22 protein-coding genes are annotated in these 26,111 nt (G+C 69.7%); 1 reads left to right on the top strand and 21 read right to left on the bottom strand.

Going from position 1 to position 26,111, the window contains the following annotated elements; translation table 11 throughout:
• Positions 1-123 precede the first annotated feature (123 nt).
• The 7 genes from SCI24_RS06885 to rho form a co-directional block, all read right to left on the bottom strand.
• Positions 124-1,188, bottom strand: a complete 1,065-nt coding sequence (locus tag SCI24_RS06885) for a 3-deoxy-7-phosphoheptulonate synthase (protein ID WP_318724677.1) — start codon at positions 1,186-1,188, stop codon at positions 124-126.
• Positions 1,189-1,488: 300 nt separating this feature from the next.
• Positions 1,489-1,614: a hypothetical protein gene (locus SCI24_RS06880; protein ID WP_318724676.1), complete on the bottom strand. Its 126-nt coding sequence runs from the start codon at positions 1,612-1,614 to the stop codon at positions 1,489-1,491.
• 64 nt (positions 1,615-1,678) lie between these two features.
• The gene (locus SCI24_RS06875; RefSeq protein WP_318724675.1) at positions 1,679-1,807 is read right to left on the bottom strand and encodes a hypothetical protein; all 129 of its coding nucleotides are present in this window, start codon (positions 1,805-1,807) and stop codon (positions 1,679-1,681) included.
• Positions 1,808-1,891: 84 nt separating this feature from the next.
• Positions 1,892-2,605, bottom strand: a complete 714-nt coding sequence (gene folM / locus SCI24_RS06870; RefSeq protein WP_318724674.1) for a dihydromonapterin reductase — start codon at positions 2,603-2,605, stop codon at positions 1,892-1,894.
• Positions 2,602-3,381, bottom strand: coding sequence for an NAD(P)H-flavin reductase (locus SCI24_RS06865; RefSeq protein ID WP_318724673.1), 780 nt, complete (start codon positions 3,379-3,381; stop codon positions 2,602-2,604). Before SCI24_RS06865 ends, folM begins: the two co-directional genes overlap by 4 nt.
• A gap of 18 nt (positions 3,382-3,399) precedes the next feature.
• Entirely contained in the window at positions 3,400-4,887 is a 1,488-nt protein-coding gene (gene ubiD / locus SCI24_RS06860; protein WP_318724672.1) for a 4-hydroxy-3-polyprenylbenzoate decarboxylase, read from the bottom strand.
• A 230-nt stretch (positions 4,888-5,117) separates the two neighbouring features.
• On the bottom strand, positions 5,118-6,377 hold the full coding sequence (gene rho, locus SCI24_RS06855; protein ID WP_318724671.1) for a transcription termination factor Rho: 1,260 nt from the start codon (positions 6,375-6,377) through the stop codon (positions 5,118-5,120).
• Positions 6,378-6,819: 442 nt separating this feature from the next.
• Here rho and ppx point away from each other — a divergent pair, with 442 nt between their 5' ends.
• The gene (gene ppx, locus SCI24_RS06850; protein WP_318724670.1) at positions 6,820-8,361 is read left to right on the top strand and encodes an exopolyphosphatase; all 1,542 of its coding nucleotides are present in this window, start codon (positions 6,820-6,822) and stop codon (positions 8,359-8,361) included.
• On the opposite strand, the gene tilS is transcribed toward ppx, so the two are convergent.
• The 14 genes from tilS to uppS form a co-directional block, all read right to left on the bottom strand.
• Positions 8,294-9,622, bottom strand: coding sequence for a tRNA lysidine(34) synthetase TilS (gene tilS / locus SCI24_RS06845; protein WP_318724669.1), 1,329 nt, complete (start codon positions 9,620-9,622; stop codon positions 8,294-8,296). The two genes, ppx and tilS, sit on opposite strands and share 68 nt — an antisense overlap.
• 21 nt (positions 9,623-9,643) lie before the next feature.
• Entirely contained in the window at positions 9,644-10,597 is a 954-nt protein-coding gene (gene accA / locus SCI24_RS06840) for an acetyl-CoA carboxylase carboxyl transferase subunit alpha (RefSeq protein WP_318724668.1), read from the bottom strand.
• 345 nt (positions 10,598-10,942) lie between these two features.
• Positions 10,943-14,443, bottom strand: a complete 3,501-nt coding sequence (gene dnaE, locus SCI24_RS06835; protein WP_318724667.1) for a DNA polymerase III subunit alpha — start codon at positions 14,441-14,443, stop codon at positions 10,943-10,945.
• A 270-nt stretch (positions 14,444-14,713) separates the two neighbouring features.
• Entirely contained in the window at positions 14,714-15,352 is a 639-nt protein-coding gene (gene rnhB, locus SCI24_RS06830) for a ribonuclease HII (protein ID WP_318724666.1), read from the bottom strand.
• Complete coding sequence (lpxB, locus tag SCI24_RS06825) at positions 15,349-16,545, bottom strand: lipid-A-disaccharide synthase (protein WP_318724665.1); 1,197 nt, start codon at positions 16,543-16,545, stop codon at positions 15,349-15,351. Before lpxB ends, rnhB begins: the two co-directional genes overlap by 4 nt.
• 13 nt (positions 16,546-16,558) lie before the next feature.
• Positions 16,559-17,326, bottom strand: a complete 768-nt coding sequence (gene lpxA / locus SCI24_RS06820; RefSeq protein ID WP_318724664.1) for an acyl-ACP--UDP-N-acetylglucosamine O-acyltransferase — start codon at positions 17,324-17,326, stop codon at positions 16,559-16,561.
• Positions 17,323-17,766 carry a 3-hydroxyacyl-ACP dehydratase FabZ gene (gene fabZ, locus SCI24_RS06815; RefSeq protein WP_318724663.1) on the bottom strand — a complete coding sequence of 148 codons (444 nt, stop codon included), beginning with the start codon at positions 17,764-17,766 and terminating at the stop codon, positions 17,323-17,325. Before fabZ ends, lpxA begins: the two co-directional genes overlap by 4 nt.
• A gap of 105 nt (positions 17,767-17,871) precedes the next feature.
• On the bottom strand, positions 17,872-18,909 hold the full coding sequence (gene lpxD, locus SCI24_RS06810; RefSeq protein WP_318724662.1) for a UDP-3-O-(3-hydroxymyristoyl)glucosamine N-acyltransferase: 1,038 nt from the start codon (positions 18,907-18,909) through the stop codon (positions 17,872-17,874).
• Positions 18,910-18,937: 28 nt separating this feature from the next.
• Positions 18,938-19,441, bottom strand: coding sequence for an OmpH family outer membrane protein (locus tag SCI24_RS06805; protein WP_318724661.1), 504 nt, complete (start codon positions 19,439-19,441; stop codon positions 18,938-18,940).
• 29 nt (positions 19,442-19,470) lie between these two features.
• Complete coding sequence (bamA, locus tag SCI24_RS06800; protein WP_318724660.1) at positions 19,471-21,810, bottom strand: outer membrane protein assembly factor BamA; 2,340 nt, start codon at positions 21,808-21,810, stop codon at positions 19,471-19,473.
• An 87-nt stretch (positions 21,811-21,897) separates the two neighbouring features.
• A complete protein-coding gene (rseP, locus tag SCI24_RS06795; protein WP_318724659.1) occupies positions 21,898-23,256 on the bottom strand; it encodes a sigma E protease regulator RseP in 1,359 nt (452 codons plus the stop codon).
• A 39-nt stretch (positions 23,257-23,295) separates the two neighbouring features.
• A complete protein-coding gene (gene ispC, locus SCI24_RS06790; protein WP_318724679.1) occupies positions 23,296-24,471 on the bottom strand; it encodes a 1-deoxy-D-xylulose-5-phosphate reductoisomerase in 1,176 nt (391 codons plus the stop codon).
• Between the two features lie 2 nt (positions 24,472-24,473).
• Positions 24,474-25,274 (bottom strand): phosphatidate cytidylyltransferase, encoded by an 801-nt coding sequence (locus SCI24_RS06785; protein ID WP_318724658.1) that lies wholly within the window; start codon positions 25,272-25,274, stop codon positions 24,474-24,476.
• Entirely contained in the window at positions 25,267-26,055 is a 789-nt protein-coding gene (uppS, locus tag SCI24_RS06780) for a polyprenyl diphosphate synthase (RefSeq protein ID WP_318724657.1), read from the bottom strand. Before uppS ends, SCI24_RS06785 begins: the two co-directional genes overlap by 8 nt.
• Positions 26,056-26,111 lie beyond the last annotated feature (56 nt).

The following is a 26,111-nucleotide window of genomic DNA, read 5'->3' as shown; positions in this document are numbered from 1 at the left end:
CCGCTCCGCTTGCAGGGCCGGTGCTGGCCATCCATGGCCAGCCCGTTCGGAGCAATGCTCCTCACCCCTGGCGTAGGTGTCTCCTCTTCGGCCTGCCCCCGGCGCACCTCGCTACAGCCCGCTTCAGCGCAGACGCTCGGCGGCCGTGAGCAGCAGATGCTCGGTGGTCTCCCAGCCGAGGCAGGCGTCGGTGACCGAGACCCCATGGCGCAGCCGGCCCGGTTGCAGCGGCTGCTTGCCCTCGTGAAGATGGCTCTCGAGCATCAGCCCCGCCAGCGCCGTCTCCCCGGCCTGGCGCTGGGCCAGCACATCGAGCAATACCTCGCTCTGGCGGCGGTGGTCCTTGCGCGCGTTGGCATGGCTGCAGTCGACCATCAGCCGCGGCGACAGGCCGGCGTCCTCCAGGGCGCGGCGCGCCGCCTGGACATGGGGTGCCTGGTAGTTGGGCTCGCCATGGCCGCCGCGCAGCACCAGCTGGGTGTGGGGATTGCCCGCGGTGTCGCGGATCGCCGGGCGGCCCTCGGAATCCATGGCGAAGTGGCTGTGGGGATGCGCCGCGGCACGCATGGCATCCAGCGCCACGCCGATGTCGCCGCCGGTGGCATTCTTGAAGCCCACCGCCGCTTCCAGGCCGCTGGCCAGCTCGCGGTGCAGCTGCGATTCGGTGGTGCGGGCCCCGATGGCCACCCAGGAGAGCAGGTCCTCCAGGTAGGGGGAGAGCATCGGCTGCAGCAGCTCGGTGGCCACCGGCAGCCCCAGCTCGGCCACCTCGCGCATCAGCCGCCGCGAGACCACGATGCCGCGGGCCATGTCGCCTGAGCCGTCGAGGTCCGGGTCGTAGGCCAGGCCCTTCCAGCCCACGGTAGTGCGCGGCTTCTCCACGTAGACGCGCATCACCGGCAGCAGCCGGTCCGAGATGCGCGGGGCCAGCGCGGCCAGGCGACGGGCGTACTCCAGGGCCGCCCCGGGATCGTGGATGGAGCAGGGGCCGACCACCACCAACAGGCGGTCGTCGTGGCCGGCAAGGATCTGGTGGATGGCGCGGCGCTGGGCCTCGATCCGGGCCGCCAGCGCCGGTGAGAGCGGCAACTCGCGGCGCAGCTCGCCGGGGGTGGGCAGCGGGCGGGCCGGGTTGGCGGCGCGGTGCAGGGTCTCGGTCAGGGGGGCGGCGGCAAGGGAAGCGTTCATGTCGTCATCAGCTCCGGGTAGCGGTCATACATCGTGTCGGTCGGGTGCCATCGATCTCGCTACGGCCGGGCATGGCGGAGTGGGCCGACCGCAGCTCGCTAAATCGCCAGTAGCCGTAATAGCCCGCGAAGCCCCGGGACTGGCGAATGGCGATGGATGCGGTCATGGTCTCTCTCCTGGATGTCGGTGGTGTGGACGGGGGCCGTGAAACGCAGAACCCCCGGGCGGGGCGGCCGTCCGGGGGTTCTGGCGGAGGCGGCCCTGGTGGGGGATGCCTCCCGGCGATGTCGCGTCTTGCGCTCAGGACATGGCCACGGGCACCCCGGGGGTAAACCAATAGCCATGCCAGAATCCGCGCACCGCGAACGCCACGCTGCCATTGCGGGCATCGCGAGAGTCGGGCTGGGCACGGCGGGTCATGGTCATGGGTCGCTCCTGAGGTCTCGTCACATCGTGCCGCATTGCCGCATGGCTGGCAAGGGCCGCCCGCTCAGCCGGCGAACAGCTGGTACCAGCCGATGGTGGCCGGCAGGGCGCTCATGGCCACCAGCACTACCAGGCCGAGCACCACGGAGAGCAGGCCGCTTTGGTCCTTGAAGTTCGTGTCGTGTCCCGCCATGTGTCGCTCCTTACTATCGTGTCAGGGTAGGACCGCATTCTAGCGAAGATGGCCACGCCCGGCACGGCACCGATGGTCGCAGGCTCAGCGCAGATGGCGTCCGCCGTCCACCGGCAGGGTCACGCCGGTGACGTAGCGATTGTCGAGCAGGTAGCGCAGGCTCTGGTAGATCACCCCGGGGCCGGGAATCATCTCCATCGCCGACTTGGCGCGGGCCTTCTCGGCGTAGGCCTCGTCGTCGCCCTCGTTGAGCATGATCATCGCCGGGGCGATGGCATTGACCTGGATCGTCGGGGCGTACATGGCGGCGAACGACAGCGTCAGGTTGTCCAGCCCCGCCTTGGTGGCGGCGTAGGCGGCGTGCTTCCGCGAGCCCTTCTGCACCACGTAGTCGGTCAGGTGCACGATGTCACGCTGGGGCTCGCTGCACGCCTCGAGCATCTCGCGGGTGTGCAGGTTGATCAGGTAGGGCGCCAGCATGTGGATCCGGAACAGCCGCTCGAAGGTGGCCCCCGCCTCGGGGCCGCTGGAGTCCGGCGCCCAGTCGCTGGCGTTATGGACGACCGCTCTCAGGGAAGGGGTTGCCTCCTTCAGCCTGGCGAGAAACTCCAGGATGCCCGCCTCCGTCGAGAAGTCGGCCGGCAGGGTGACGATGCCCCGCTCTCGCAGCGCGTCGAGCTCGGGGCGCTCGCGGCGATAGCTGATGATCACCGGATGGCCGTCGTCACGCAGGCGCTCGGCACAGTGGCGCCCCAGGCGCTGGGCGCCGCCGGTGATCAGGATCGGCGAGGCGCTCATGGCCGCCCCTCCCTCACCAGGCTGCCCGCGGTGGGCACGATGGGGTCCCGCGGCGCATAGGCGAAGACATCCGAGAAGACCCGCGAGGCCTGAAGGCCCAGCGAGGCGAGCACGTCCACGCAGGCGTAGACCATGCCCGGCGAGCCGGAGACATAGACGTCATGCCCCGAGACGTCATCGAGGGTCGACGCCAGGGCACTGTCGATGCGGCCGCGGTGGCCGATGACCCGCTCTCCCGTCAGGGGCTCCTCGGGCGCGACCTCGGTCACGGCATGGAAGCGGACATTGGGATGGCTCTCGGCCCACTCCCGGGGCAGGCGCTCCAGGTAGAGGTCGCGACGCTCGCGGGCCGCCCACCAGAGGTCGATCTCGCGTGCCGGGTCATCGTGCAGCGCCGCCTCGGCGATCGCCTTCATCTGGGAAAAGCCGGTGCCGGCGGCGATCAGCAACAGCGGGCGCCTGCTGTCCGGGTCGAGGATGCAGTCGCCGCCGGGCAGGCGCAGGGTCAGCCGCTCGGCCACCTGCATCAGCTCGCGCAGCCGGGCGGAGTTCTCCCGCTCCGGCCAGTGCTGGATATGCAGCTCGATCCCGCCATCGCCGCCGTGGGCATTGGCGATGGAGAACGGCACCCAGAGGTCCTCCTCCAGCTTCAGTTCCAGGTACTGGCCGGGCTCATGGGCCACGGCCTCGGGCCGGCCCTCCAGCTGGACGCGGAAGACGTCCGGGGTGAGATCCTCGACCTCGGTGACCAGGCAGGTCAGGGTCCTTGGCGTCATGAAAGCCTCATGAAGTTGTCAGAGTGTCGTGGTGTCGGGGAGGTCGATGCCCAGCTCGTTCCAGCGCTCGCTGACGCGGGCCTTGACGGCCTCGTCCATGACGATGGGCGTGCCCCACTCGCGGTCGGTCTCGCCGGGCCACTTGCTGGTGGCGTCCAGGCCCATCTTGGAGCCCAGCCCCGCCACGGGCGAGGCGAAGTCCAGGTAGTCGATGGGGGTGTTCTCCACCATCACGGTGTCCCGGGCGGGGTCCATGCGCGTGGTGATGGCCCAGATCACGTCCTTCCAGTCGCGGGCGTCGACGTCGTCGTCGAGCACCACCACGAACTTGGTGTACATGAACTGGCGCAGGAAGCTCCACACCCCCATCATCACCCGCTTGGCGTGGCCCGGGTACTGCTTCTTCATGGTCACCACCGCCATGCGATAGGAGCACCCCTCCGGCGGCAGGTAGAAGTCGACGATCTCGGGAAACTGGCGGCGCAGGATGGGCACGAACACCTCGTTCAGCGCCAGCCCCAGGATCGCCGGCTCGTCCGGCGGGCGCCCGGTGTAGGTGGAGTGGTAGATGGCATTCTCGCGCATGGTCATGCGCGTCACCGTGAACACCGGGAACTGCTCGACCTCGTTGTAGTAGCCGGTATGGTCGCCGTAGGGGCCCTCGGGCGCCATGTCGTCGGGATAGATGAAGCCCTCGAGGATGATCTCGGCGGAGGCCGGCACGTCCAGGTCGGCGTGGCCACACTTGACCAGCTCGGTGCGCGAGCCGCGCAGCAGCCCGGCGAAGGCGTACTCGGAGAGCGAGTCCGGCACCGGCGTCACGGCGCCGAGGATGGTGGCCGGGTCGGCCCCCAGCGCCACCGCCACCGGGAAGGGCTCACCGGGGTGGGCCTGCTGGAACTCCTGGAAGTCGAGTGCCCCGCCGCGATGGGAGAGCCAGCGCATGATCAGGCGGTTCCTCCCGAGCTTCTGCTGGCGATAGATCCCCAGGTTCTGGCGGGTCTTGTGGGGCCCCTTGGTGATCACCAGGGGCCAGGTGACCAGCGGCGCGGCGTCGCCGGGCCAGCAGTGCTGGATCGGCAGGCGGTCGAGGTCGACCTCGTCGCCATCCAAGGCGAGCGCCTGCACCGGCGCCGAGCGCACCGTCTTCGGCCCCATGCTCATCACCTGCCGGAAGATCGGCAGCTTGCTCCAGGCGTCGCGGAAGCCCTTGGGCGGCTCGGGCTCCTTGAGGAAGGCGAGCAGTTCCCCCACCTCGCGCAGGGCGGCGACCGAGTCCTGGCCCATGCCCATGGCCACCCGCTTCGGGGTGCCGAAGAGGTTGCCGAGCAGCGGCATGGTGTGGCCCTTGACGTTCTCGAACAGCAGCGCCGGGCCCCCGGCGCGCAGGGTACGGTCGCAGATCTCGGTGATCTCGAGGTAGGGGTCGACCTCGGCGGTGATGCGCTTGAGCTCGCCCTGGGCCTCGAGCACCGCGATGAACTCGCGCAGGTCCTTGTACTTCATTCGGATTTCCCGGTTCCGGAATGACGAAAGGGGCAGCATAGCATGCCGCCCCTTCCTTTCTCGTCCGACCGCGAGGCAGTTTCAGTCCGCGGCTTTTCCGGCGACAGGCCCCGGAGCGCCGGACCGTCGAGGAGGCGCTGTGAACCCCTCCCTGGGCGCTACCGATGCCATCCCTGGCATAGGACCTCCTCTACGGCCTGCCCCCGGCGCCGCTCGCTCCAGCAGGGACCTCAGCGGCGCTTCATGGCCTCGAAGAACTCGAGGTTGGTCTTGGTATCCTTCAGGCGGTCGATCAGGAACTCGGTGGCCGCGGTATCCTCCATGGGGTTGAGCAGCTTGCGCAGGATCCACATGCGCTGCATCTCGTCCTCGGAGGCGATCAGGTCCTCGCGGCGGGTGCCGGAGCGGCGGATGTTGATCGCCGGGTAGACGCGGCGCTCGGCCAGCTTGCGGTCCAGGTGCGCCTCCATGTTGCCGGTGCCCTTGAACTCCTCGAAGATCACCTCGTCCATCTTGGAGCCGGTGTCCACCAGCGCCGTGGCGATGATGGTCAGGCTGCCGCCCTCCTCGATGTTGCGCGCCGCACCGAAGAAGCGCTTGGGCTTCTCCAGGGCGTGGGCATCGACACCGCCGGTGAGCACCTTGCCGGAGCTCGGCACCACGGTGTTGTAGGCGCGTGCCAGGCGGGTGATGGAGTCGAGCAGGATCACCACGTCCTTCTTGTGCTCCACCAGCCGCTTGGCCTTCTCGATCACCATCTCGGCGACCTGCACGTGGCGCGCCGGCGGCTCGTCGAAGGTCGAGGCCACCACCTCGCCGCGCACCGTGCGCGACATCTCGGTCACCTCCTCCGGCCGCTCGTCGATCAGCAGCACGATCAGGTGGCACTCGGGGTTGTTGCGGGTGATGGAGGTGGCGATGTTCTGCAGCATCAGCGTCTTGCCCGCCTTGGGCGGGGAGACCAGCAGGCCGCGCTGGCCCTTGCCGATGGGCGCCACCAGGTCGATGATCCGCGCCGTGAGGTCCTCGGTGGAGCCGTTACCGATCTCCATGCGCAGCCGTTCCTGGGGGAACAGCGGCGTGAGGTTCTCGAAGAGGATCTTGCTCTTGGCGTTCTCCGGCTTGTCGAAGTTGATCTCGCTGACCTTGAGCAGCGCGAAGTAGCGCTCCCCTTCCTTCGGCGGGCGAATCTTGCCGGAGATGGAGTCGCCCTTGCGCAGGTTGAAGCGCCGGATCTGGGAGGGCGAGACGTAGATGTCGTCGGGGCCAGCCAGGTAGGAGCTGTCGGCGCTGCGCAGGAAGCCGAATCCATCCTGCAGGATCTCCAGCACGCCATCGCCGAAGATCGGCTCGCCGCTCTTGGCGTGCTTCTTGAGGATGGCGAAGATGATGTCCTGCTTGCGGGAACGTGCCAGGTTGTCGATGCCCATCTCGCGGGCGATCTCCAGAAGCTCCGGCACTGGCTTTTGCTTGAGTTCGGTAAGATTCATCGGTGTGTTCAGAATTCGCTCGTGGAAGCCGGGCGGCAGTGCGCCGTGAGGAAAGACAGGAGGCGAGACGATGACGCCCTGTGGATGCGTTCAGAGCCCGGACAGGCTACCTCTCGTCATGCTGCATCGAATGGCCATGGGCGGGCAACCGCACTCTGGGGTTGCCGGGCCGATATCGGTAGCGAGGAAGCAGGTTCGTTTTCGCCTGACCTGCGGGTCCGGGCCAGGCGGCCGGGATCGCGGGCTGAAGCAGTGGGCTGTCTGACGACTTGGAAACTGACCGTGACGGGATCGCCGCGAGACGGTCGGGAAGCATTCGGAACAGGCGAACGACCCGATACTAGTCAAGGCGGCGTGCGAACGCAAGCCCCGGGGCCCGCGACAATTGACACGACCGGGAGCGCCGCGCACCCTTGCTCCTGATCGATTCGAAGGAACTGCCATGACCTCGCCACAGGACCCGGCGCCCTCCACTGCCGACCCGCTTCCGGCCGCCGTGGCCGGCGATCCCACCCGGCTCGCCGCCATCGACCTCGGCTCCAACAGCTTCCACCTGCTGGTGGCCAACTATCAGGACGACCGCCTGCAGGTGGTGGCCCGCCTCGGCGAGAAGGTGCAGCTGGCCGCCGGCCTCGACGACGACGGCCGGCTCGGCGAGGCGGCCATGCAGCGCGCCCTGGACTGCCTGGCCCGCTTCGCCCCCTTCCTCGAGGACATCACCCCGGGCCACCTGCGGGTGGTGGGCACCAACGCGCTGCGCGACGCGACCAACAGCCAGGTGCTGATCGAGCGTGCCGAGGCCCTGCTCGGCCACCGCATCGAGATCATCGCCGGCCGCGAGGAGGCCCGCCTGATCTACCTGGGCGCGGCCCACGCCCTGGCCGAGGACGGCCGCCGGCTGATCGTCGACATCGGCGGCGGCTCCACGGAGTTCATCATCGGCGAGCGCTTCGAGCCCCTGGCGCTGGAAAGCCTGCGCATGGGCTGCGTGACCTTCACCCGCCGCTTCTTCGCGAGTGGCGAGATCAGCGAGAGGCGCATGCGCCAGGCGGAACTCGCCGCCCTCTCGGAGCTGGCCAATATCCAGCGCCCCTACCAGCGCCTGGGCTGGGCCGACCCGGTGGGGTCCAGCGGCACCATCAAGGCGGCGGCCGCAGTGATCGCGGCCGCCGGCGATGCCCCGGAGGGGGTGATCACCCGCAACGGCCTGGCCGCCCTGCGCAAGCGCCTGATCAAGTGCAGGAAGCTCGACAAGGTGGCCATGGAGGGCCTCAAGGCCGACCGCTCGCGGGTCTTTCCCGCCGGGGTGGCGATCCTCGGGGCGATCTTCGAGGCCTTCGACCTGGAGCGGATGCGCTATGCCGACGGCGCCCTGCGCGAGGGGGTGCTCTACGACATGGTGGGGCGCAACAGTCCCGAGGACTCGCGCCTCAAGACCCTGGACGGTCTGGCCCGCAACTACCAGGTGGACGGCCGCCAGGCCGACAACGTGGCGACCACCGCCGGTGCCCTGCTCGACCAGGTCCGCGGGGCCTGGGGCCTCGACGACGACCAGGCGCGCTTCCTCGACTGGGGGAGCCGCCTGCACGAGATCGGCCTGGCCATCTCGCACAGTCAGTTCCATCGCCACGGCGCCTACCTGCTGGAGCACTCCGACCTGGCCGGCTTCTCGCGGCCCGAGCAGCGCCTGCTGGCCTTCCTGGTGCGCGCCCACCGTCGCAAGTTCCCGGTCAAGGAGTGGCAGGCCCTGCCCGAGTCGGAACGCCGTCCCCACGCCCGCCTGGCGCGGCTGCTGCGCCTGGCGGTGATCCTCAACCACTCCCGGCCCGAGCAGCCCCCCGCCGTGCCACGGCTCGAGGCCGAGGGCGAGACGCTGACGCTGACGCTGGCCGGCGAGGAGCCCCCGGCGCTGCTGCTCAACGACCTGGAGCAGGAGGCGGCCTACCAGCAGGCCGCGGACTTCCCGCTGGTGCTGCGCGGCTGATCCAGCCCTCGGCGAGCGCCAGCCACGCCTCATCCACAGGGTCGAGGACCGCCACCGGCGTGTCTCCCGCCCGGACCACCAGCAGCCGCCCACGCGCCCAGGGCGGCACGCCGAGCTCCTGGAGCAGCCGCTTGAGGTCGCGCCGGCCACGGCCGGGCAGGTGCAGCCGCTCGCCCCCCTGCCGCGGCACCACCCGCAGGCACGCCGGTGCACCGTCTGCCCGCCCCAGTGCGACCCTCACCTCGCCCAGCGGGGTCACCAGCGGCGGGTGGCCGTCCCACTCCGCCTGCCAGTCGGCCGGCAGCAGTTCCGGGGGCGCGAGCAGGTGGAGCCGCCCTCGCCAGACCCTGGCCTCGGCACCCGGCCAGGCCACCCGCACCTCGGCCCCCTCTCCGGCACCCAGCTGGGCCAGCAGCGTCTCGAGACGCCGCGCCGGCGGCCGCGGCAGGCACAACCGCTCGCAACAGTGCCGGACCAGCAGGCGCCGTCGAGGGTCGGAGAGCGCCGCCAGGCCCGCCACCGGCAGCCGGGCAGGGTCACCACCCAGCCGCTCCAGGTCCAGCCCGGCGAGTTCGGCGAGCAGGCCGTCGGCTTCACCTGCGAGTGCCGAGCTGCGGGCGAGGGCCGCGCCGGCATGGGGCCAGCGGGAGGCGAGCAGCGGCAGCACGCCATGGCGCAGGAAGTTGCGATCCAGGCTCTCGTCGGCGTTGGAGGGGTCCTCCAGCCAGGCCAGGCCCCGGTGCCCTACCTCGGCCTCGAGGGTCGAGCGTGCGACACCGAGTAGCGGGCGCTCGAGCCGCCGGTCCCGCCAGTCGCGGCATGCCGCCATCCCGGCCAGGCCGCGCACCCCGCTGCCGCGCAGGGCGGCCAGCAGGAAGCTCTCGGCCTGGTCATCCCGATGCTGGGCCAGCCAGAGGCTCTCCCCGGGCGTCACGCGCCGGGCGAAGGCCGCATAGCGCGCCTCCCGGGCCGCCCCTTCCAGCCCCTGTCCGGCGGCCCGGTCGACGACGACACCTTCCACGAACAGCGGCACGCCTAGGCGCGAACAGAGCCGTCGGCAGTGATCCTCGAAAGCGTCGGCGGCCGGCTGCAGCCCATGGTGGACATGCAGGGCCCGCAGGGGACGCGGATGGCGACGACAGGCCTCCGCGGTGAGCGTCAGCAGCAGCGAGGAGTCGAGGCCCCCGGAGAGGGCCACCCAGACGCAGCGCCCCGGCGGGGTAGCCGCCAGGGCGCTGTCGATACGGCGTTGCAGGGACATGGCCGAATCCAGGCAGGCCCCCTAGGCAGGCGCCCCGTAGCTCATCAGGCGCTCGTAGCGACGCGCCAGCATCTGGTCCGTGTCCATCGCCTCCAGGCGGTCGAGGCTCGCCAGCAGCGACGCCTTGATCCGCTCGGCGGTGGTCACCGGGTGGCGGTGGGCGCCGCCCAGGGGCTCGGGAATCAGGGTATCGACCAGCCCCAGCTCCTTGAGGCGCTCGGCGGTGATCCCCATGGCCTGGGCGGCATCGGAGGCCTTCTCGGCGCTCTTCCAGAGGATGGAGGCGCAGCCCTCGGGGGAGATCACCGAGTAGGTGGAGTACTGCAGCATGGCCAGCTCGTCGCAGACGCCGATGGCCAGCGCCCCGCCGGAGCCGCCCTCGCCGACCACGGTGGCGACGATCGGCGTGCGCAGGCGCGACATGACCGCCAGGTTGTAGGCGATGGCCTCGGACTGGCCGCGTTCCTCGGCATCGATGCCGGGATAGGCTCCCGGGGTGTCGATGAAGGTCAGTACCGGCATCTTGAAGCGCTCGGCCATCTCCATCAGGCGGCAGGCCTTGCGGTAGCCCTCGGGGCGCGGCATGCCGAAGTTGCGGCGCACCTTCTCGTGGACGTCGCGCCCCTTCTGGTGGCCGATCACCATCACCGGCTTGTCGTCCAGGCGCGCCACGCCGCCGACGATGGCGGCATCGTCGGCGAACTTGCGATCGCCGTGCAGCTCGTCGAAGTCGCTGAAGACGTGCTCCAGGTAGTCCAGGGTGTAGGGGCGCTGGGGATGGCGCGAGAGCTGCGAGACCTGCCAGGGGCTCAGGTCCTTGAAGATCGACTCGGTGAGCTTGCGGCTCTTCTCCTCGAGACGGCCGATCTCGTCGCTGAGGTTGACCTGGCTGTCGTTGCCGACCAGCCGCAGCTCCTCGATCTTGGCCTGCAGCTCGGCGATGGGCTGTTCGAAGTCGAGATAGTTGGGATTCATTGGCGGGAGGCCTTGTGGTGTTTCACCGCCCTGCACGTCGAGGCCAGGCGCGGCGCGAAAAATGAGAAGTGGCTGGCATTATCGCACCCTCAACGCGCCACGCAAGGCGACACATCGACTGCTCGGGGCTGATCCGGCGGAAGGCCTGCGAGGAGGCGCTGTGAACCCCTCCCTGGGCGCTACCGACGCCCTGCGGCGCTCTCACGTCCCGCTCCGCTTGCAGGGCCGGTGCTGGCCATCCATGGCCAGCCCGTTCGGAGCAATGCTCCTCACCCCTGGCGTAGGACCTCCTCTACGGCCTGCCCCCGGCGGCCCCTCGCGGGCATGCTGAAGGCCACGGCCCGTTTACCGATACTTCAGTCTTACCCCATCCTGGCCCTGCACCTCGCGCAGGCCGGTCAGCAGTTCGTCGCTTGGGGTGACGCGCCACTCCTCGGCGAGCTCCAGCCAGCCCGAGGCCTCGGCATTGCGGTAGCGCAGCCGCACCGGCAGGCCTTCAGCGTTACAGAAGGGCGCGAGGCTGGCACGCAGGGAGTCCACCAGGCGTCCGTTGAGGCGGCCGCCGTCCAGGGAGAGCTCCACCGCCTGGCCGAAGCGGCTGCGCGCCTCGACCATCGGCGTGACCTCCTTGCCGCGCAGGCGCAGGCCGCCGGAGTAGTCGTCGCTTGCGACCTCGCCCTCGACGATCATCACCTGGTCGGCCTCGAGGCGGCCACGCAGCTGGTCATAGAGCTCGCCGAACAGCGAGGCCTCGATGCGCCCGGTGCGGTCGTCCAGGGTGATGAAGGCCATGGTATCGCCGCGCTTGGACTTCATGGTCCGCACGCCGACCACCAGGCCCGCCACCCGCTGGGGCTCGCGGGAGGGCTTGAGATCACTGATGCGGGTGGAGACGAAGCGGGCGAGCTCGCCCTCGTACTCGTCGATGGGATGGCCGGTGAGGTAGAGCCCCAGGGTCTCCTTCTCGCCGGCGAGGCGCTCCTTGTCGCTCCACTCCCGGACCCGGCGGTAGTCGGCGTAGGCATCCCCGGCCGACTCGTCGACGAAGGCCTCGCCGAACATGTCCATCATCCCCAGGTTCTGGTTGGTCTGGGTCTGGACCGCCGCCTTCAGGGCGTCCTCCAGGGCCGCGCTGAGCACCGCACGGCTCGGCCCCAGGTTGTCCAGGGCACCGGAGCGGATCAGCGCCTCCAGGGTGCGCTTGTTCATGCGCTTGGGATCGACCCGGCGGCAGAAGTCGAAGAGGTCCTCGAAGGGGCCGCCCGCCTCCCGGGCCTCGACGATGGCGCCGATCGGGCCCTCGCCGACCCCGCGGATCGCCCCCAGGCCATAGACGACCCGCGCCTGGTCATCGACGGTGAACTTGTAGCCGCCAACGTTGACGTCGGGCGGGGTCACCGTGAGCGAGAGGTGGCGGCACTCCTCGATCAGCGGCACCACCTTGTCGAGGTTGTCCATCTCGGTGGACATCACCGCCGCCATGAAGGGCCCGGGATAGTGGGCCTTCAGCCAGGCGGTCTGGTAGGAGACCAGCGCATAGGCCGCCGAGTGGGACTTGTTGAAGCCGTAGCCGGCGAACTTCTCCACCAGGTCGAAGATGTTGCCGGCGAGGTCCTTGTCGATGCCGTTGGCCGCGCAGCCCTCCATGAAGCCGGCGCGCTGCTTGGCCATCTCCTCGGGCTTCTTCTTGCCCATGGCACGACGCAGCATGTCGGCCTGGCCCAGCGAGTAGCCCGCCATCACCTGGGCGATCTGCATCACCTGCTCCTGGTAGAGGATGATGCCGTAGGTGGGGGCGAGCACCGGCTTGAGCAGCTCGTGCTGGTAGTCCGGGTGCGGGTAGGAGATCTCCGCCCGGCCATGCTTGCGGTTGATGAAGTCGTCGACCATCCCCGACTGCAGGGGCCCCGGGCGGAACAATGCCACCAGGGCGATCATGTCCTCCAGGGAGTCGGGCAGCAGGCGCTTGATCAGCTCCTTCATGCCGCGGGACTCGAGCTGGAAGACCGCCGTGGTCTCGGCCTTCTTGAGCATCTCGAAGGTCGGCACGTCATCCAGCGGGATGGTGTCGATGTCCAGCGGCCCCTGGCCCTCGGTGGCACGCACCTTGTCGACCATTTCCAGCGCCCAGTCGATGATGGTCAGGGTGCGCAGGCCGAGGAAGTCGAACTTGACCAGCCCCGCCTCCTCGATGTCGTTCTTGTCGAACTGCACCACCAGGCCGTTGCCGTCCTCGTCGCAGAGCAGCGGCGAGAAGTCGGTGAGCTTCGTCGGCGCGATCACCACGCCGCCGGCATGCTTGCCGGTGCCGCGGGTGATGCCCTCGAGCTTGAGCGCCATCTCCCAGATCTCGGCGGCCTCCTCGTCGTTGTCGAGGAACTCCTTGAGCGCCGGCTCGGCCTCCAGCGCCTTGGCGAGGGTCATGCCCACCTCGAAGGGGATCAGCTTGGAGAGCTTGTCGCCCAGTGAATAGGGCTTGCCCTGGGCACGCGCCACGTCGCGCACCACCGCCTTGGCCGCCATGGTGCCGAAGGTGACGATCTGGGAGACGGCGTCGCGGCCATAGCGGTCGGCCACGTAGTCGATCACCCGGTCGCGCTTCTCCATGCAGAAGTCGACGTCGAAGTCGGGCATCGAGACCCGCTCGGGGTTGAGGAAGCGCTCGAACAGCAGGTCGTAGCCGATGGGGTCGAGGTCGGTGATCTTCTGGGCGTAGGCGACCAGCGAGCCGGCACCGGAACCGCGCCCCGGCCCCACCGGGACATCGTTGTCCTTGGCCCACTGGATGAAGTCCATCACGATCAGGAAGTAGCCGGGAAAGCCCATCTGGATGATGATGTCGAGCTCGAAGTCGAGCCGCTTGCGATAGCGGGCATCGATCTCGGCATACTCCGCCCCGTCGCGCGGATAGCGCTCCACCGGATAGAGGACGTCCAGCCGCTCGGTGAGGCCGTCGTGGGAGATCTTGCGGAAGTACCCGTCCTGGGTCATGCCCTCGGGAATCTCGAACTCCGGCAGGAAGATCTCGCCCAGGCGCACCTCCACGTTGCAGCGCGCGGCGATCATCACGCTGTTCTCGAGCGCCTCGGGGATATCGGCGAACAGCTCCGTCATCTCCTCGGGGCTCTTGAGGTACTGCTCCTCGGTATAGCGGCGCTCGCGGCGCTTGTCGTCCAGCGCCTTGCCCTCACCGATGGACACCCGGGTCTCGTGGGCCCAGAAGTCCTCGCGGGCGAGGAAGCGCACGTCGTTGGTGGCCACCACCGGGGTGCCGGTCTCCACGGCCAGATCCACCGAGAGGTGCACGCACTCCTCCTCCAGCGCCCGGCCTGTGCGGGTCAGCTCCAGGTAGAAGCGTCCCGGGAAGGCGGCGTTCCACTCCTCGAGCAGGGCGCGGGCCTCGTCGTGATGGTCGCTGAGCAGGTGGCGGCCGACCTCCCCTTCCCGGCCACCGGAGAGGGCGATCAGCCCCGCGCTCTGCTCGAGCACCCAGGCCTTGTCGAGCAGCGCCTGGCCCTGGCGCTGGCCGTGCATCCAGCCCCGCGAGATCAGCTCGGTGAGGTTGCGATAGCCGGTCTCGTCCATGGCCAGCAGCGTCAGGCGATAGGGATGCCCCTCGTCATGCGGGTTGGCCAGCCAGAGGTCGCTGCCGATGATCGGCTTGAGGCCCGCGCCCTGGGCGCCCTTGTAGAACTTGACCAGGCCGAAGAGGTTGGCCTCGTCGGTCAGCGTCAGGGCCGGCAGGCCCTGGTCCACGGCGGCCTGGACCAGCGGCTTGAGACGCACCAGGCCGTCGACCAGGGAGAACTCGCTGTGAACGCGAAGATGAACGAAGGGCGTGGTCATAAAGGGCTCGGGGCTTGGCAGTAGATGATCAGTACAGGAAGTTCGAGGCTATCCCGGAAGCAGGCCCCGGAGCGCCGGACCGTCGAGGAGGCGCTGTGAACCCCTCCCTGGGCGCTACCGATGCCCTGCTGCGCTCTCGCGTCCCGCTCCGCTTGCAGGTCCGGTGCTGGCCATCCTGGCCAGCCCGTTCGGAGCGATGCTCCTCACCCCTGGCATAGGACCTCCTCTTCGGCCTGCTCCCGGCGCCTCTCGTGGTGCCGCTTGAGCGACCTAGAACAGTGCCAGCTGGCGCTTTACCGGACCGAAGGAGCGGCGGTGCTCCGGCAGCGGCCCCAGGCGTTCCAGGGCGGCCAGGTGCTCGCGGGTCGGGTAGCCCTTGTGGCGGGCGAAGCCGTAGTCGGGATGCCGGGCATCGAGGGCCACCATGCCCGCGTCACGGGCGACCTTGGCCAGTATCGAGGCGGCGGCGATGGCCGGATGGCGGGCATCGCCCTTGACCACCGCCTGGCCGGGCACATGATGCCCGGGCAGGCGATTGCCGTCCACCAGCAGGTACTCGGCCGCCGGCACCAGGGCATCGATGGCACGGCGCATGGCGAGGTGCGTGGCATGGTAGATATTGAGCGCGTCCACCTCGGCGGCCGACGCCTCGGCCACGGCACAGGCCAGTGCCCGGTCGCGGACCTCGAGCGCCAGGGCCTCGCGACGCCGCGCGGTGAGCACCTTGGAGTCGGCAAGGCCCGCGATGGGGCGCGCCGGGTCGAGGATCACCGCGGCGGCGACCACCGGGCCAACCAGCGGGCCTCGCCCCACCTCGTCGACCCCGGCCAGGCGCTCGCCGGCATAGTCGATCGAGAGCGGCGGCAGCTCGCGGCCCCCTTTGCCTCTCGCACACGCTTTTGCCGTCATGGCGCCACCTCCTCGGTCAGCGCCGGGGCGACGCTCTCGGGCAGCGGCCTGCCTGCGACCAGCGCCTCGATGGCCTCGGCCGCCCGGCGGCTGGCGTCCCGCTGCAGGCCGGCATGCATCGCGGCGAAGCGCGCCTCCAGGGCCGCCCGCCCCGCGTCATCGTCGAGCATCTCGCCCAGGCGCTCGGCAATCGCCTCGGGGGTGGCCGCGTCCTGGATCAGCTCCGGCACCAGGCTATCCCGGGCGATCAGGTTGGGCAGCGAGATCCATTCGGTCTTCACCAGTCGCCTGGCCAGCCAGTGGGTCATGGGCGCCATCCGGTAGGCGACCAGCATCGCGCGGTGGCAGAGCATCGCCTCCAGGGCCGCGGTGCCCGAGGCGAGCAGCACCGCGTCGCTTGCCACCATCGCCTCCCGGGCCCGGCCATCGACCAGGGCGAGGCGGTCCGCCAGGGCGGGATGCTTGGCAATCAGCTCCTCCAGCTCGGCGCGGCGCGCCGGCGTCGCCGCCGGGACCACCACCCGCAGGCCGGGACGCTCGGCACATAGCCGCTCGGCGGCGGCGAGAAAGGTCTCGCCCAGGAAGCGGATCTCGCTGGCCCGGGAGCCTGGCAGCACCGCCAGCACCGGGCCATCGGCAGGCAGGCCCAGCTCGGCACGCGCGGCCGCGCGGTCGTTGGCCAGCGGCAGCTCATCGGCCAGCGGGTGGCCGACGAAGGCCACCGGGACCCGATGGCGCGCATAGAAGGCCGCCTCGAAGGGCAGGAAGGTGAGCATGGCGTCGACCGACCTCGCGATGCCCTTGACCCGCCCCTGGCGCCAGGCCCAGACGGAGGGGCTGACGTAGTGGGCGGTGGTGAGGCCCGCCTCGCGCAGCTGCCGCTCCAGGCCGAGGTTGAAGTCCGGGGCATCGATGCCGACCATGATATCGGGTTGCCAGGCCAGCGCATCGCGCCTGAGTTCGCGCCGCACCCGGACCAGGCCGGGCAGGTGACGAATCACCTCGACCAGGCCCATGACCGACAGGGTCTCCAGGGGGAAGCGGCTGTCGATGCCCTCGGCGATCATGCGAGGGCCGCCGATGCCGCGGAATTCGGCCCCCGGATGACGCGCCTTCAGCGCCCGCATCAGGCCGGCCCCCAGGATATCGCCCGAGAGCTCGCCCGCGACCAGGTAGACGCGCCGGACCGTCATGACGCTGCCATGCTCAGCGGATGATGCCGCGAGTCGAGGCCTCGATGGAGGCGACGAAGGCCTCGGTCTCGGGCAGCGCGAAGCGCTCCCGGATCTGGACCAGGGCCTGCTCGGTGGTCAGCCCCTGGCGGTAGACCAGCTTGTAGGCCTCGCCCAGCGCACGGATGGCCTCCTTGGAGAAGCCGCGGCGCTTGAGCCCCACCAGGTTCAGGCCATGGACCTGGGCCGGGTTGCCGTTGATCATCACGTAGGCCGGGGTGTCCTTGGTGATGATCGAGCCGCCGCCGGCCATGGCGTGTTCGCCGAAGTGGCAGAACTGGTGGATGGCCGAGAGCCCGCCGAGGATGACGAAGTCACCCAGGTGCACATGGCCGGCGAGGGTCACCTGGTTGGCCAGGATGCAGTCGTTGCCGATCACGCAGTCGTGGCCCACATGGACATAGGCCATGAAGAGGTTGCGCGAGCCGATGGTGGTCTCGCCGCGATCCTGGGCGGTGCCGCGATGCAGGGTGGCCCCCTCGCGGATGACGTTGTCGTCGCCCATCACCAGGCGTGTCGGCTCCCCCGCATACTTCTTGTCCTGGCAGTCCTCGCCCACCGAGGCGAACTGGAAGATGCGGGTACGCGCGCCCAGCACGGTGGGCCCCTTGAGCACGACATGGGGGCCGATGTGGCTACCGGGCCCGATCTCGACATCGGGCCCGATCACCGTGAAGGGCCCGACCTCGACATCGTCGGCCAGGCGTGCCGCGGGATCGATGAGGGCGGTGGGGTGTATCAAGCGACCTTCCTCTCGGCGCAGGTGATGTCGGCCTCGCAGACCAGCTCGTCGTCCACCGTGGCCCGGCAGGCGAACTTCCAGATGCCGCGCTTGGTGCGTTCGACCCTGGCTTCCAGCACCAGCTGGTCGCCCGGCATCACCGGGCGCTTGAAGCGCACGTTGTCGCTGGCCACCAGGTAGTAGACGTAGCCGTCGGCGGGCAGCTTGTTGACGGTCTTGAAACCGAGGATGCCACAGGCCTGGGCCAGCGCCTCGACCACCAGCACCCCGGGCATGATCGGGTGGTGCGGGAAGTGGCCGTTGAAGAAGGGCTCGTTGATGCTGACATTCTTGTAGGCAACGATGGCTTCGCCCAGGGTGATCTCCGTCACCCGGTCCACCAGCAGGAAGGGGTAGCGGTGGGGCAGATACTCACGAATCTCGTTGATGTCCATTACCATCGTAGCGACCTCTGAAATGACAGGATGCCCGTCCGGGGAGGGGCATGGCCGGCAGCAGGGGCCGGCAGAGACAGGCGGTGGATTATACCGCCCTGCGACGCGGCCTCAACCGCTGCGGCCGGCCTTCTCGAGCCGCGCCAGGCGCCGCGCGATATCGTCGAGTTGCTTGAAGCGCACCGCGTTGCGGCGCCACTGGGCGTTGTCCATGGCGCCGGTCCCCGACGAGTAGATGCCGGGTTCGAGGATCGAGTTGGTCACCAGGCTCATGCCGGTGACCTGCACCCCGTCGGCGATGGTCAGGTGGCCGGAGAGCCCCACCCCGCCCCCCAGCATGCAGTGGCGGCCCACCCGGGTGGAGCCGGCGATGCCCACGCAGCCGGCCAGGGCGCTGTGGTCGCCGATCTGCACGTTGTGGGCGATCTGTACCTGGCTGTCGATCTTGACGTCATCGCCGATCAGGGTGTCGCCGAGGGCGCCGCGATCGATGCTCGAGCAGCTGCCCACCTCGACGTCGTCGCCCAGCACCACGCCGCCCAGTTGGGCGATCTTGTGCCAACGCGCGCCGTCGTGGGCGAAGCCGAAGCCGTCGCCGCCGATCACGCAGCCGCTGTGCAGGATGGCCCGGGCCCCGATCACCACGCCATGGCAGACGGTGACATTGGCGTGCAGCCGCGACCCGGCGCCGATGCGCGAGTCGGCGCCCACTACGCAGCCCGGGCCGACGACCACCTCGTCAGCCAGCTCGACGCCCGGCTCGATCACCGCCTGGGGGCCGATGGCGACGTCCGCCCCCAGGCGGACGTTGTCGGCGACCACCGCCGTGGGATGGATGCCGGCCGGGGTGCGCCCGGCCAGGGGATCGAAGAGCCGCGACAGCTCGGCGTAGCCGAGGTAGGGATTGTCCATCTCCAGGCGCGCCACCGGACAGCTCTCGGCATGGCCGGGGGCCAGCAGCACCGCCGCCGCCCGGGTGCCCGGCAGGTCCTTGAGGTAGGCGCGATTGGCGAGGAAGGCCACCTGGTCCGGCTCGGCCTCCCGGAGCGTGGCCAGGCCACTCACCTGCCGCCCGCCGTCCCCCTCGAGGCGGGCTCCCAGGCGCTCGGCGATCTCGGCCAGTGTGAGGGTTCGGGCGTCTTGGTTCATGGGGACTCGCTGTCGTGGGGCGGCCGGCTCAGTAGAGGGTATTGAGGATCTCGGTGACTTCCCCGGTCAGGTTCTGCAGCTCCCGTTCGGAATGCAGCACGCCGTTCGGGTCCACCAGCACCTCGACCCCGTGACGGTCGATGACCCGCTGGACGGCCTGATCCAGCTTGGGCTCGGCCTCCTGGAGGAACTGCTGCTCGGACTGCTGGCGCGCCTGGCCGATCTCCTGGCGCAGCTGCTCGAAGCGCTGGCCCTTGCGCTGGAACTCCTGCATGGCCGTGCGCCGTTCGGTCTCGGTCATGCTTTCGCCCTGCTGCAGGCGCTGCTGCATCTGCTGAAGCTCCTGGCCCAGCGACTCGGCCTCCTGCTGCTGGCCGGCGAGGCGGTTGCGCAGCTCGTTCATGGAACGCTGGGCGGCGTCGGTCTCCATCAGCGCGGCGCGCCAGTCGAGCACGGCCACCTCCTCGGCCTGGGCCGGCAGGGTGACGGCGACCAGCAGGCTGAGGCAGAGGGCGGCGGAGAGCTTGCGCATTACGGGGGACTCCTCGATAGGGGGCCGGATCAGAAGGTCTGACCGAGCGAGAACTGGAAGAACTGGGTGTCGTCACCGTCCTTGTCATTGAGAGGCTCGGCGACGCTGAAGGTCAGCGGCCCCACCGGGGTCAGCCAGGAGAGGCCGACGCCCGCGCTGTAGCGCAGCTCGCCCAGGTCGACGCCGGATTCGCAGGACGAGGTGAACCCCTCGGGCACGTCGTAGCAGTCGGTCAGGAAGGTGTTGCCGGCATCCAGGAACAGCGAGGCCTGCAGGGAGCGCTGGTCCTCGACGAAGGGTACCGGGAAGAGCACCTCGGCGCTGCCCTCCACCAGCACGTTGCCGCCCAAGGTACGGTCGTCGCCACCGTTGCGCTCGGTAGTGGCCGGCCCCAGGGTGTTGCCGGTGAAGCCGCGCACCGAGCCCAGGCCGCCCGAGAAGAAGTTCTCGTAGAACGGATAGGGGTCGTCGCCGACGCTGTCCGCGTAGCCCAGCTCGCCGCTGAACTTCAGCCCCCAGGTCTGCTCCTCGTTGAGGGGGAAGATCTGGCGGGCCCTGGCGCGCAGCTTGTAGTACTCGGCGTCGCTGCCCGGCACCGCGCTCTCCAGCGACAGACGCTGGTAGTTGCCGGCGGTGGGCATGATGCCGCGGTTGAGGTTGTTGCGGGTCCAGCTGGCGGTGAGCTTCAGGCTCTGGGCGTCACTACCCTGATCCTCCTCATACTGGATGATCTCGGCCGGTGTATCGCGGAAAGTCCTGAGGGTCAGGTCCTCGACAGAGGCCCCGAAGTTCAGGCGGGTCAGCTCGTTGATCGGATAACCGAAGTTGATGCCCCCACCGTAGGCGTCGGTAGAGAAGGTCGAGATATCGGAGTCCTCGTAGTCGGTCTCGCGGTAGTAGAGGTTGTAGCCCCGCGAGATGCCGTCCAGGGTCCAGTAGGGATCGGTGAAGCCGAAGTTGAGGCTGGTGAAGGTGTCGCTGCGCTGGGCACCGAGGTTGACCCGGTTGCCGGTGCCCAGGAAGTTGTTCTGGGACAGCGAGGCGCCGTAGATCACCCCGGCGCTCTGGGAGAAGCCGATGCTCGCCGAGATCGAACCGGAGGGCTGCTCCTCCACGGTGTAGGTGACGTCCAGCTTGTCGGGTTCGCCGGCCACCGGGCGCGTCTCCACGTCGACCTGCTTGAAGAAGCCCAGGCGCTCGAGGCGCTGGCGCGACTGGCTGATCGACTCGGTGGAGGCCGGCGCGCCCTCCATCTGGATCATCTCGCGACGCAGCACCTCGTCCTGGGTGGTGGTGTTGCCGGCGAACTCGATGCGCCGCACGTAGGCCCGGCGGCCCGGCTCGATGCGGAAGGTCAGGTCCACGGTGTCGCCGCGGGTGGCGACCTCGGGAATGCCGTCCACGTTGGCGAAGGCGAAGCCCTCGGCCCCCAGCCGCGAGCGCAGGGCCTCCGAGGAGGCGGTGACGTCGCTGCGCGAGAAGATCTCGCCGGTCTCCACCGCGAGCAACTCACGGGCCTCGCGCTCGGGGATGCGCAGGTCGCCGGCGAAGCGGATGTCGCCCAGCCGGTACTGCCGCCCCTCGTCGATGTTCACGGTGACGAAGATCCGCGACTTGTCGGGGCTGATCGAGACCTGGGAGGACTCGATGTTGAAGTTCACGTAGCCGCGGTCCAGATAGAAGGAGCGCAGCCGCTCCAGGTCGCCGGACAGGGCCTCGCGGGAGTACTCGTCGCTGGAGAACCAGCCGAAGAACCAGCCCGGCCTGTCGTCGAGTTCGAAGACCTCGCGCAACTCGTCATCGGTGAAGTCGCGGTTGCCGACGATGTTGATCTGGCGGATCTTGGCCACCGCCCCCTCGTCGATGTCGATGTTGACCTGGACCTGGCCCTCGCCGACCTCCTCGACGGAGGTCTCGATCCGCGCGCTGTAGCGCCCCTGGGACTGGTAGACCCCCTCGAGCTCGCGCTGGATCTCCTCGAGGGTGGAGAGCTGCAGCACCTGGCCCTCATCGAGCCCGGCCTGCTTGAGGCCGTTGCGCAGGTCCTCGTCGGGGATCTGGTTGTTGCCCTCGATGTTGAGGCGCGCGATGGTCGGGCGCTCGACCACCTGGATGATCAGCACATCCCCCTCGCGGGCCAGGCTGACGTCCTCGAACAGGCCCGTGGCGAAGAGCTCGCGGGCCGCCTCGGCCAGCTCGCGCTCGTCCACCCGATCGCGGGCGCTGACAGGAAAGGCATTGAACACGGAGGCGGGGGAGACCCGCTGCAGCCCCTCAACCCTGATGTCGGCAACGTCGAAAGGTTGTGCCTGTGCCGCCTGGGCACCCACGAGCAGCAGCGCCGCCAGTCCGATGGTCTTGATTTTCATGCAGTCGATTCGCTCGCGTTGATCTGCCGTCCTGTCCAGACAGGCACCTTATACATTTGTACTGGCCACTGACAAGCCGGCGCCCGGCTACCAGAGCCGCATCAGGTCGAAATAGAGCGCCATCAACATCAGGGTGCCGACCAGCGCCAGGCCGATGCGCAGGCCCACGGCCTGGGCCTGCTCGGACACCGGGCGACCGCGCACCACCTCGACCAGGTAATAGAGCAGGTGGCCGCCGTCGAGCACCGGGATCGGCAGCAGGTTGAGCACCCCCAGGCTGATCGAGAGGTAGGCCAGGAAGCTGACGAAGCTCTCCAGGCCCGCGCGGGCCGAGTCGCCGGAGATCCGGGCGATGGTGATGGGCCCGGAGAGGTTCGACGGCGAGATCAGCCCCACCACCATCTTGCGGATGGCCCCCAGGGTCAGCACCGTCATCTCGCCGGTACGCGAAAGCGACTGGCCCACGGCGGCCAGCGGGCCGTAGCGGATCTCTCGACGGTACTCATCGGGCCAGCTGACGGCCTCGACGCCGGCGCCGATGTAGCCGATGGTCACACCCTCCTGCAGCTCGTTGCGGCCGGGCGTGACGGTGACCTCGAGGCGCTCGCCGTTGCGCAGCACCTCGAGGTCGAGGGGCTCACCCGGGCTCGCGCGGACCCGGTCGACGAAGGCCATCCAGTCCGCTACCGGCTCGCCGTCCACCGCGACGACCTCGTCGCCGACGCGCAGGCCGGCCTCGGCGGCCGCCTCGCCCTCGACCACCTGGCCCAGCACCGCCGGGATCTCGGGCTGCCAGGGGGTCAGCCCCAGGCTCGGCAGCGGCCGGGGCGGATCCTGGCGCACCAGCCAGTCCTGCACCGGCAGGCGATAGGTCTGCGGGTCGGCGGTGGCCTCGTCCCGGGCCTGCACCTCGAGCTCGCCGCTCTCGCCGATGGCCGCGACCAGCTTGAGGTTGATCTCGTCCCAGGAGCGCACCGCCTCGCCGCGCACCGCGGTGATCTCCTGCCCCGCCTCGAGGCCGCCACGGCTCGCCGGGGAGTCCGGCGCCACGCTGCCGATCACCGGTGCCACCGTGGTGGTACCGGCCACGAACAGGGCCCAGTAGGCGACGATGGCCAGCAGGAAGTTGGCCAGCGGGCCGGCCGCGACGACGGCGATGCGCTGCCAGACCGTCTTGTTGTTGAAGGCCTGATGCCGCTCGGCGGGATCGACGTGGCCCTCTCGCTCATCGAGCATCTTCACGTAGCCACCCAGCGGGATGGCGGCCACCATGAACTCCGTGCCGTGGCGGTCGCGGCGCGACCAGAGCGGCTTGCCGAAGCCCACCGAGAAGCGCAGCACCTTCACGCCGCAGCGCCGGGCCACCCAGAAGTGACCGAACTCGTGGAAGGTGATCAAGAGGCCGAGCACCACGATCACGGCCAGCACGTTCTGGATCAGGCCCAAGGCAATCTCCTTGCAGTCAACTGCGTGAAGGCGCGGGCGTCATTGCCGCGCCAGCCAGGCGTGTGCCGCCCGCCGGGCGAGGTCATCGGCCTCGAGGATGGTCTCGAGGTCCCCGGCCGGGGAGACCGGGCGCTCATCGCGAACCCGGGCCACCAGCTCGCCGATCTCGGTGAAGCCGAGACGGCCGGCCAGGAAGGCCTCCACCGCCACCTCGTTGGCGGCATTGAGCACCGCCGGAGCGGTACCGCCCGCGGCCATGGCCTCCCGAGCCAGGCGCAGGCAGGGAAAGGCCATCTCGTCGGCGGGCTCGAAGTCGAGCCGCGCGACCCGGAAGAGGTCCAGCGCCTCCACCCCGGCGTCGATGCGCTCCGGCCAGGCCAGTCCGTAGGCGATGGGGGTACGCATGTCCGGATTGCCCAGCTGGGCGATCACCGAGCCGTCGCTGTAGGCCGCCATGGAGTGGATCACGCTCTGGGGGTGCACCACCACCTGCACCTGGTCGGGACGGGCATCGAAGAGCCAGCACGCCTCGATCAGCTCGAGCCCCTTGTTCATCAGGGTGGCGCTGTCCACCGAGATCTTGCGCCCCATGGACCAGTTGGGATGGTCGCAGGCTTGGTCCGGGGTCACGCGGTCCAGGGCATCCCGCGACCAGCCGCGGAAGGGGCCGCCCGAGGCGGTCAGCAGCAGCTGGGTCACCCCGTGACGCCCCAGGCCGCCACGATGCTCGACGGGTAGACACTGGTAGATGGCATTATGTTCGGAATCGATGGGCAGGAGGGTCGCCCCATGACGCGTCACGGCGTCCATGAACAGCGCCCCGGACATCACCAGGGCCTCCTTGTTGGCCAGCAGGACCCGCTTGCCGGCCCTCACCGCGGCAAGCGTCGGCAGCAGGCCGGCGGCACCGACGATGGCCGCCATCACGGTATCCACCTCGCGGGCCTCGGCCACCTCGACCAGCGCCTCGGCGCCCGCGCGAACCTCGGTGGCGAGCCCCGCCTCGGCCAGTTCCCCGCGCAGCCAGGCGGCATCCTCCTCGGTATCGAGCACGGCCAGGGCCGGACGGTGGCGTCGGCACTGGGCCAGCAGCGCCTCCCGGGAGCGATGGGCGGTCAGGGCATGCACCCGGTAGCGTTCCGGGTGGCGGCCGAGCACGTCCAGGGTGCTGGTGCCGATGGAGCCGGTGGCGCCCAGCACGGTCACGCGGCGCAGGGTCACAGCAGCCCCCCGTGCAGCAGCGCGAAGAGCGGCACCGCGGCGGTCAGGCTGTCGACCCGGTCGAGCACCCCGCCATGGCCCGGCAGCATCTGGCTGGAGTCCTTGATGCCGCGATGGCGCTTGAGCATGCTCTCGAGCAGGTCGCCCAGCACCGAGGCCAGCGTCACCACCGCCGTGGACAGCAGCAGCACCAGGCCGCCGGCGACGCCGAGGCCCTGCCAGACGGCGAAGCCGACCGCCAGCAGCGAGGTGACGGCCAGGCCGCCGGCCACGCCCTCCCAGGTCTTGCCGGGGCTGACGCTGGGGGCCAGCTTGTGGCGACCGAGGGCCCGGCCGACGAAGTAGGCGCCGATGTCGGCGCCCCATACCAGCAGCAGCACGAAGAGCAGCCAGACGGCACCCCCCTCGCGCAGCACGCTGAAGCCCACCCAGGTCGGCAGCAGCACCCAGAGCCCCATCGCCAGACGCATGCCGGTCGACTGCCACTGCGCGAGTCGCGCGGGGTAGCCGGTCACCCAGTAGAGGTTGGCCAGCCAGCCCAGCGCGCCCAGCCACAACGGCCAGGCCGAAAGCACGGCCCCGCTCGCCCAGAATAGCGCCATCACCACGGCGAGACCCGCCACCGGGAGCAGGCGCCGGCCCGGCGAGGTGATGCCGGCGAGGTTGGCCCACTCCCAGGCGGCAAGCAGCACGATGGCGGCGGTGAAGAGCCGGAACCCCTCCCCTTCCAGGCCGAACAGGCCGAACAGGGCCAGGGGAATCAGCCAGGCCGCGGTGAGGATCCGTTGTCTAAGCATCCTGCGCCTCGACCTGTTCGTCGGTCATGCCGAAGCGCCGCTGACGCCCCTGGAAGTCGGCAAGGGCACGGTCGAAGGCGGCACCGTCGAAGTCGGGCCACAGCACCGGGGTGAAATGGAGCTCGGCATAGGCCATCTGCCAGAGCAGGAAATTGGAGATGCGCTGCTCGCCGCTGGTGCGGATGCACAGGTCCACCGGGGCGTCCCCGGACAGGCTCACCTCATCGTCGAGGGCCTGTTCGTCGATCGCCCCGGGCTCGAGCTCGCCGGCGGCGACCCGCTCGGCCAGCCGCCGGGCGGCACCGGCGATGTCCCAGCGCCCCCCGTAGTTGGCGGCGATCACCAGGTGAAGGCCGGTGTTGTCCCGCGTCAGCGCCTCGGCGCTGGCGATATGCCTCTGGATCGAGGCGGAGAAGCCGCTGCGGTCCCCGATCACCGAGAGGCGGATGCCGTGCCGGTGGAGCTTCCTGACCTCGCGCTTGAGGGCCATGAGGAAGAGCTCCATCAGGGCATTGACCTCGCTGGCGGGCCGCTTCCAGTTCTCGCTGGAGAAGGCGAACAGCGTGAGGGTCTCGATGCCGCGCTCGGCGGCGCGGCGGATGACGGCGCGCACCGCCTCGACGCCGGCATGGTGGCCACGTACGCCGGACAGGCCACGCGCCTTCGCCCAGCGGTTGTTGCCGTCCATGATGATGGCCACGTGGCGCGGCAGGGGCGCCTCGCCGGCGGTGGACCCGTCGTCGGGGCTGACCCCGGAGCGGGGAGACTGCGGTGACGTCATGGTGTCTCGCATGGCGGGTAAGAGCATGAAGGCCGGCGAACCACGGACGCCTGGCC

This window comes from Halomonas sp., assembly GCF_033549285.1.
GTDB lineage: Bacteria > Pseudomonadota > Gammaproteobacteria > Pseudomonadales > Halomonadaceae > Halomonas.
The sequence above is the reverse complement of the archived record's forward strand: the minus strand, read 5'-3'. Positions and strand labels throughout refer to the sequence as shown.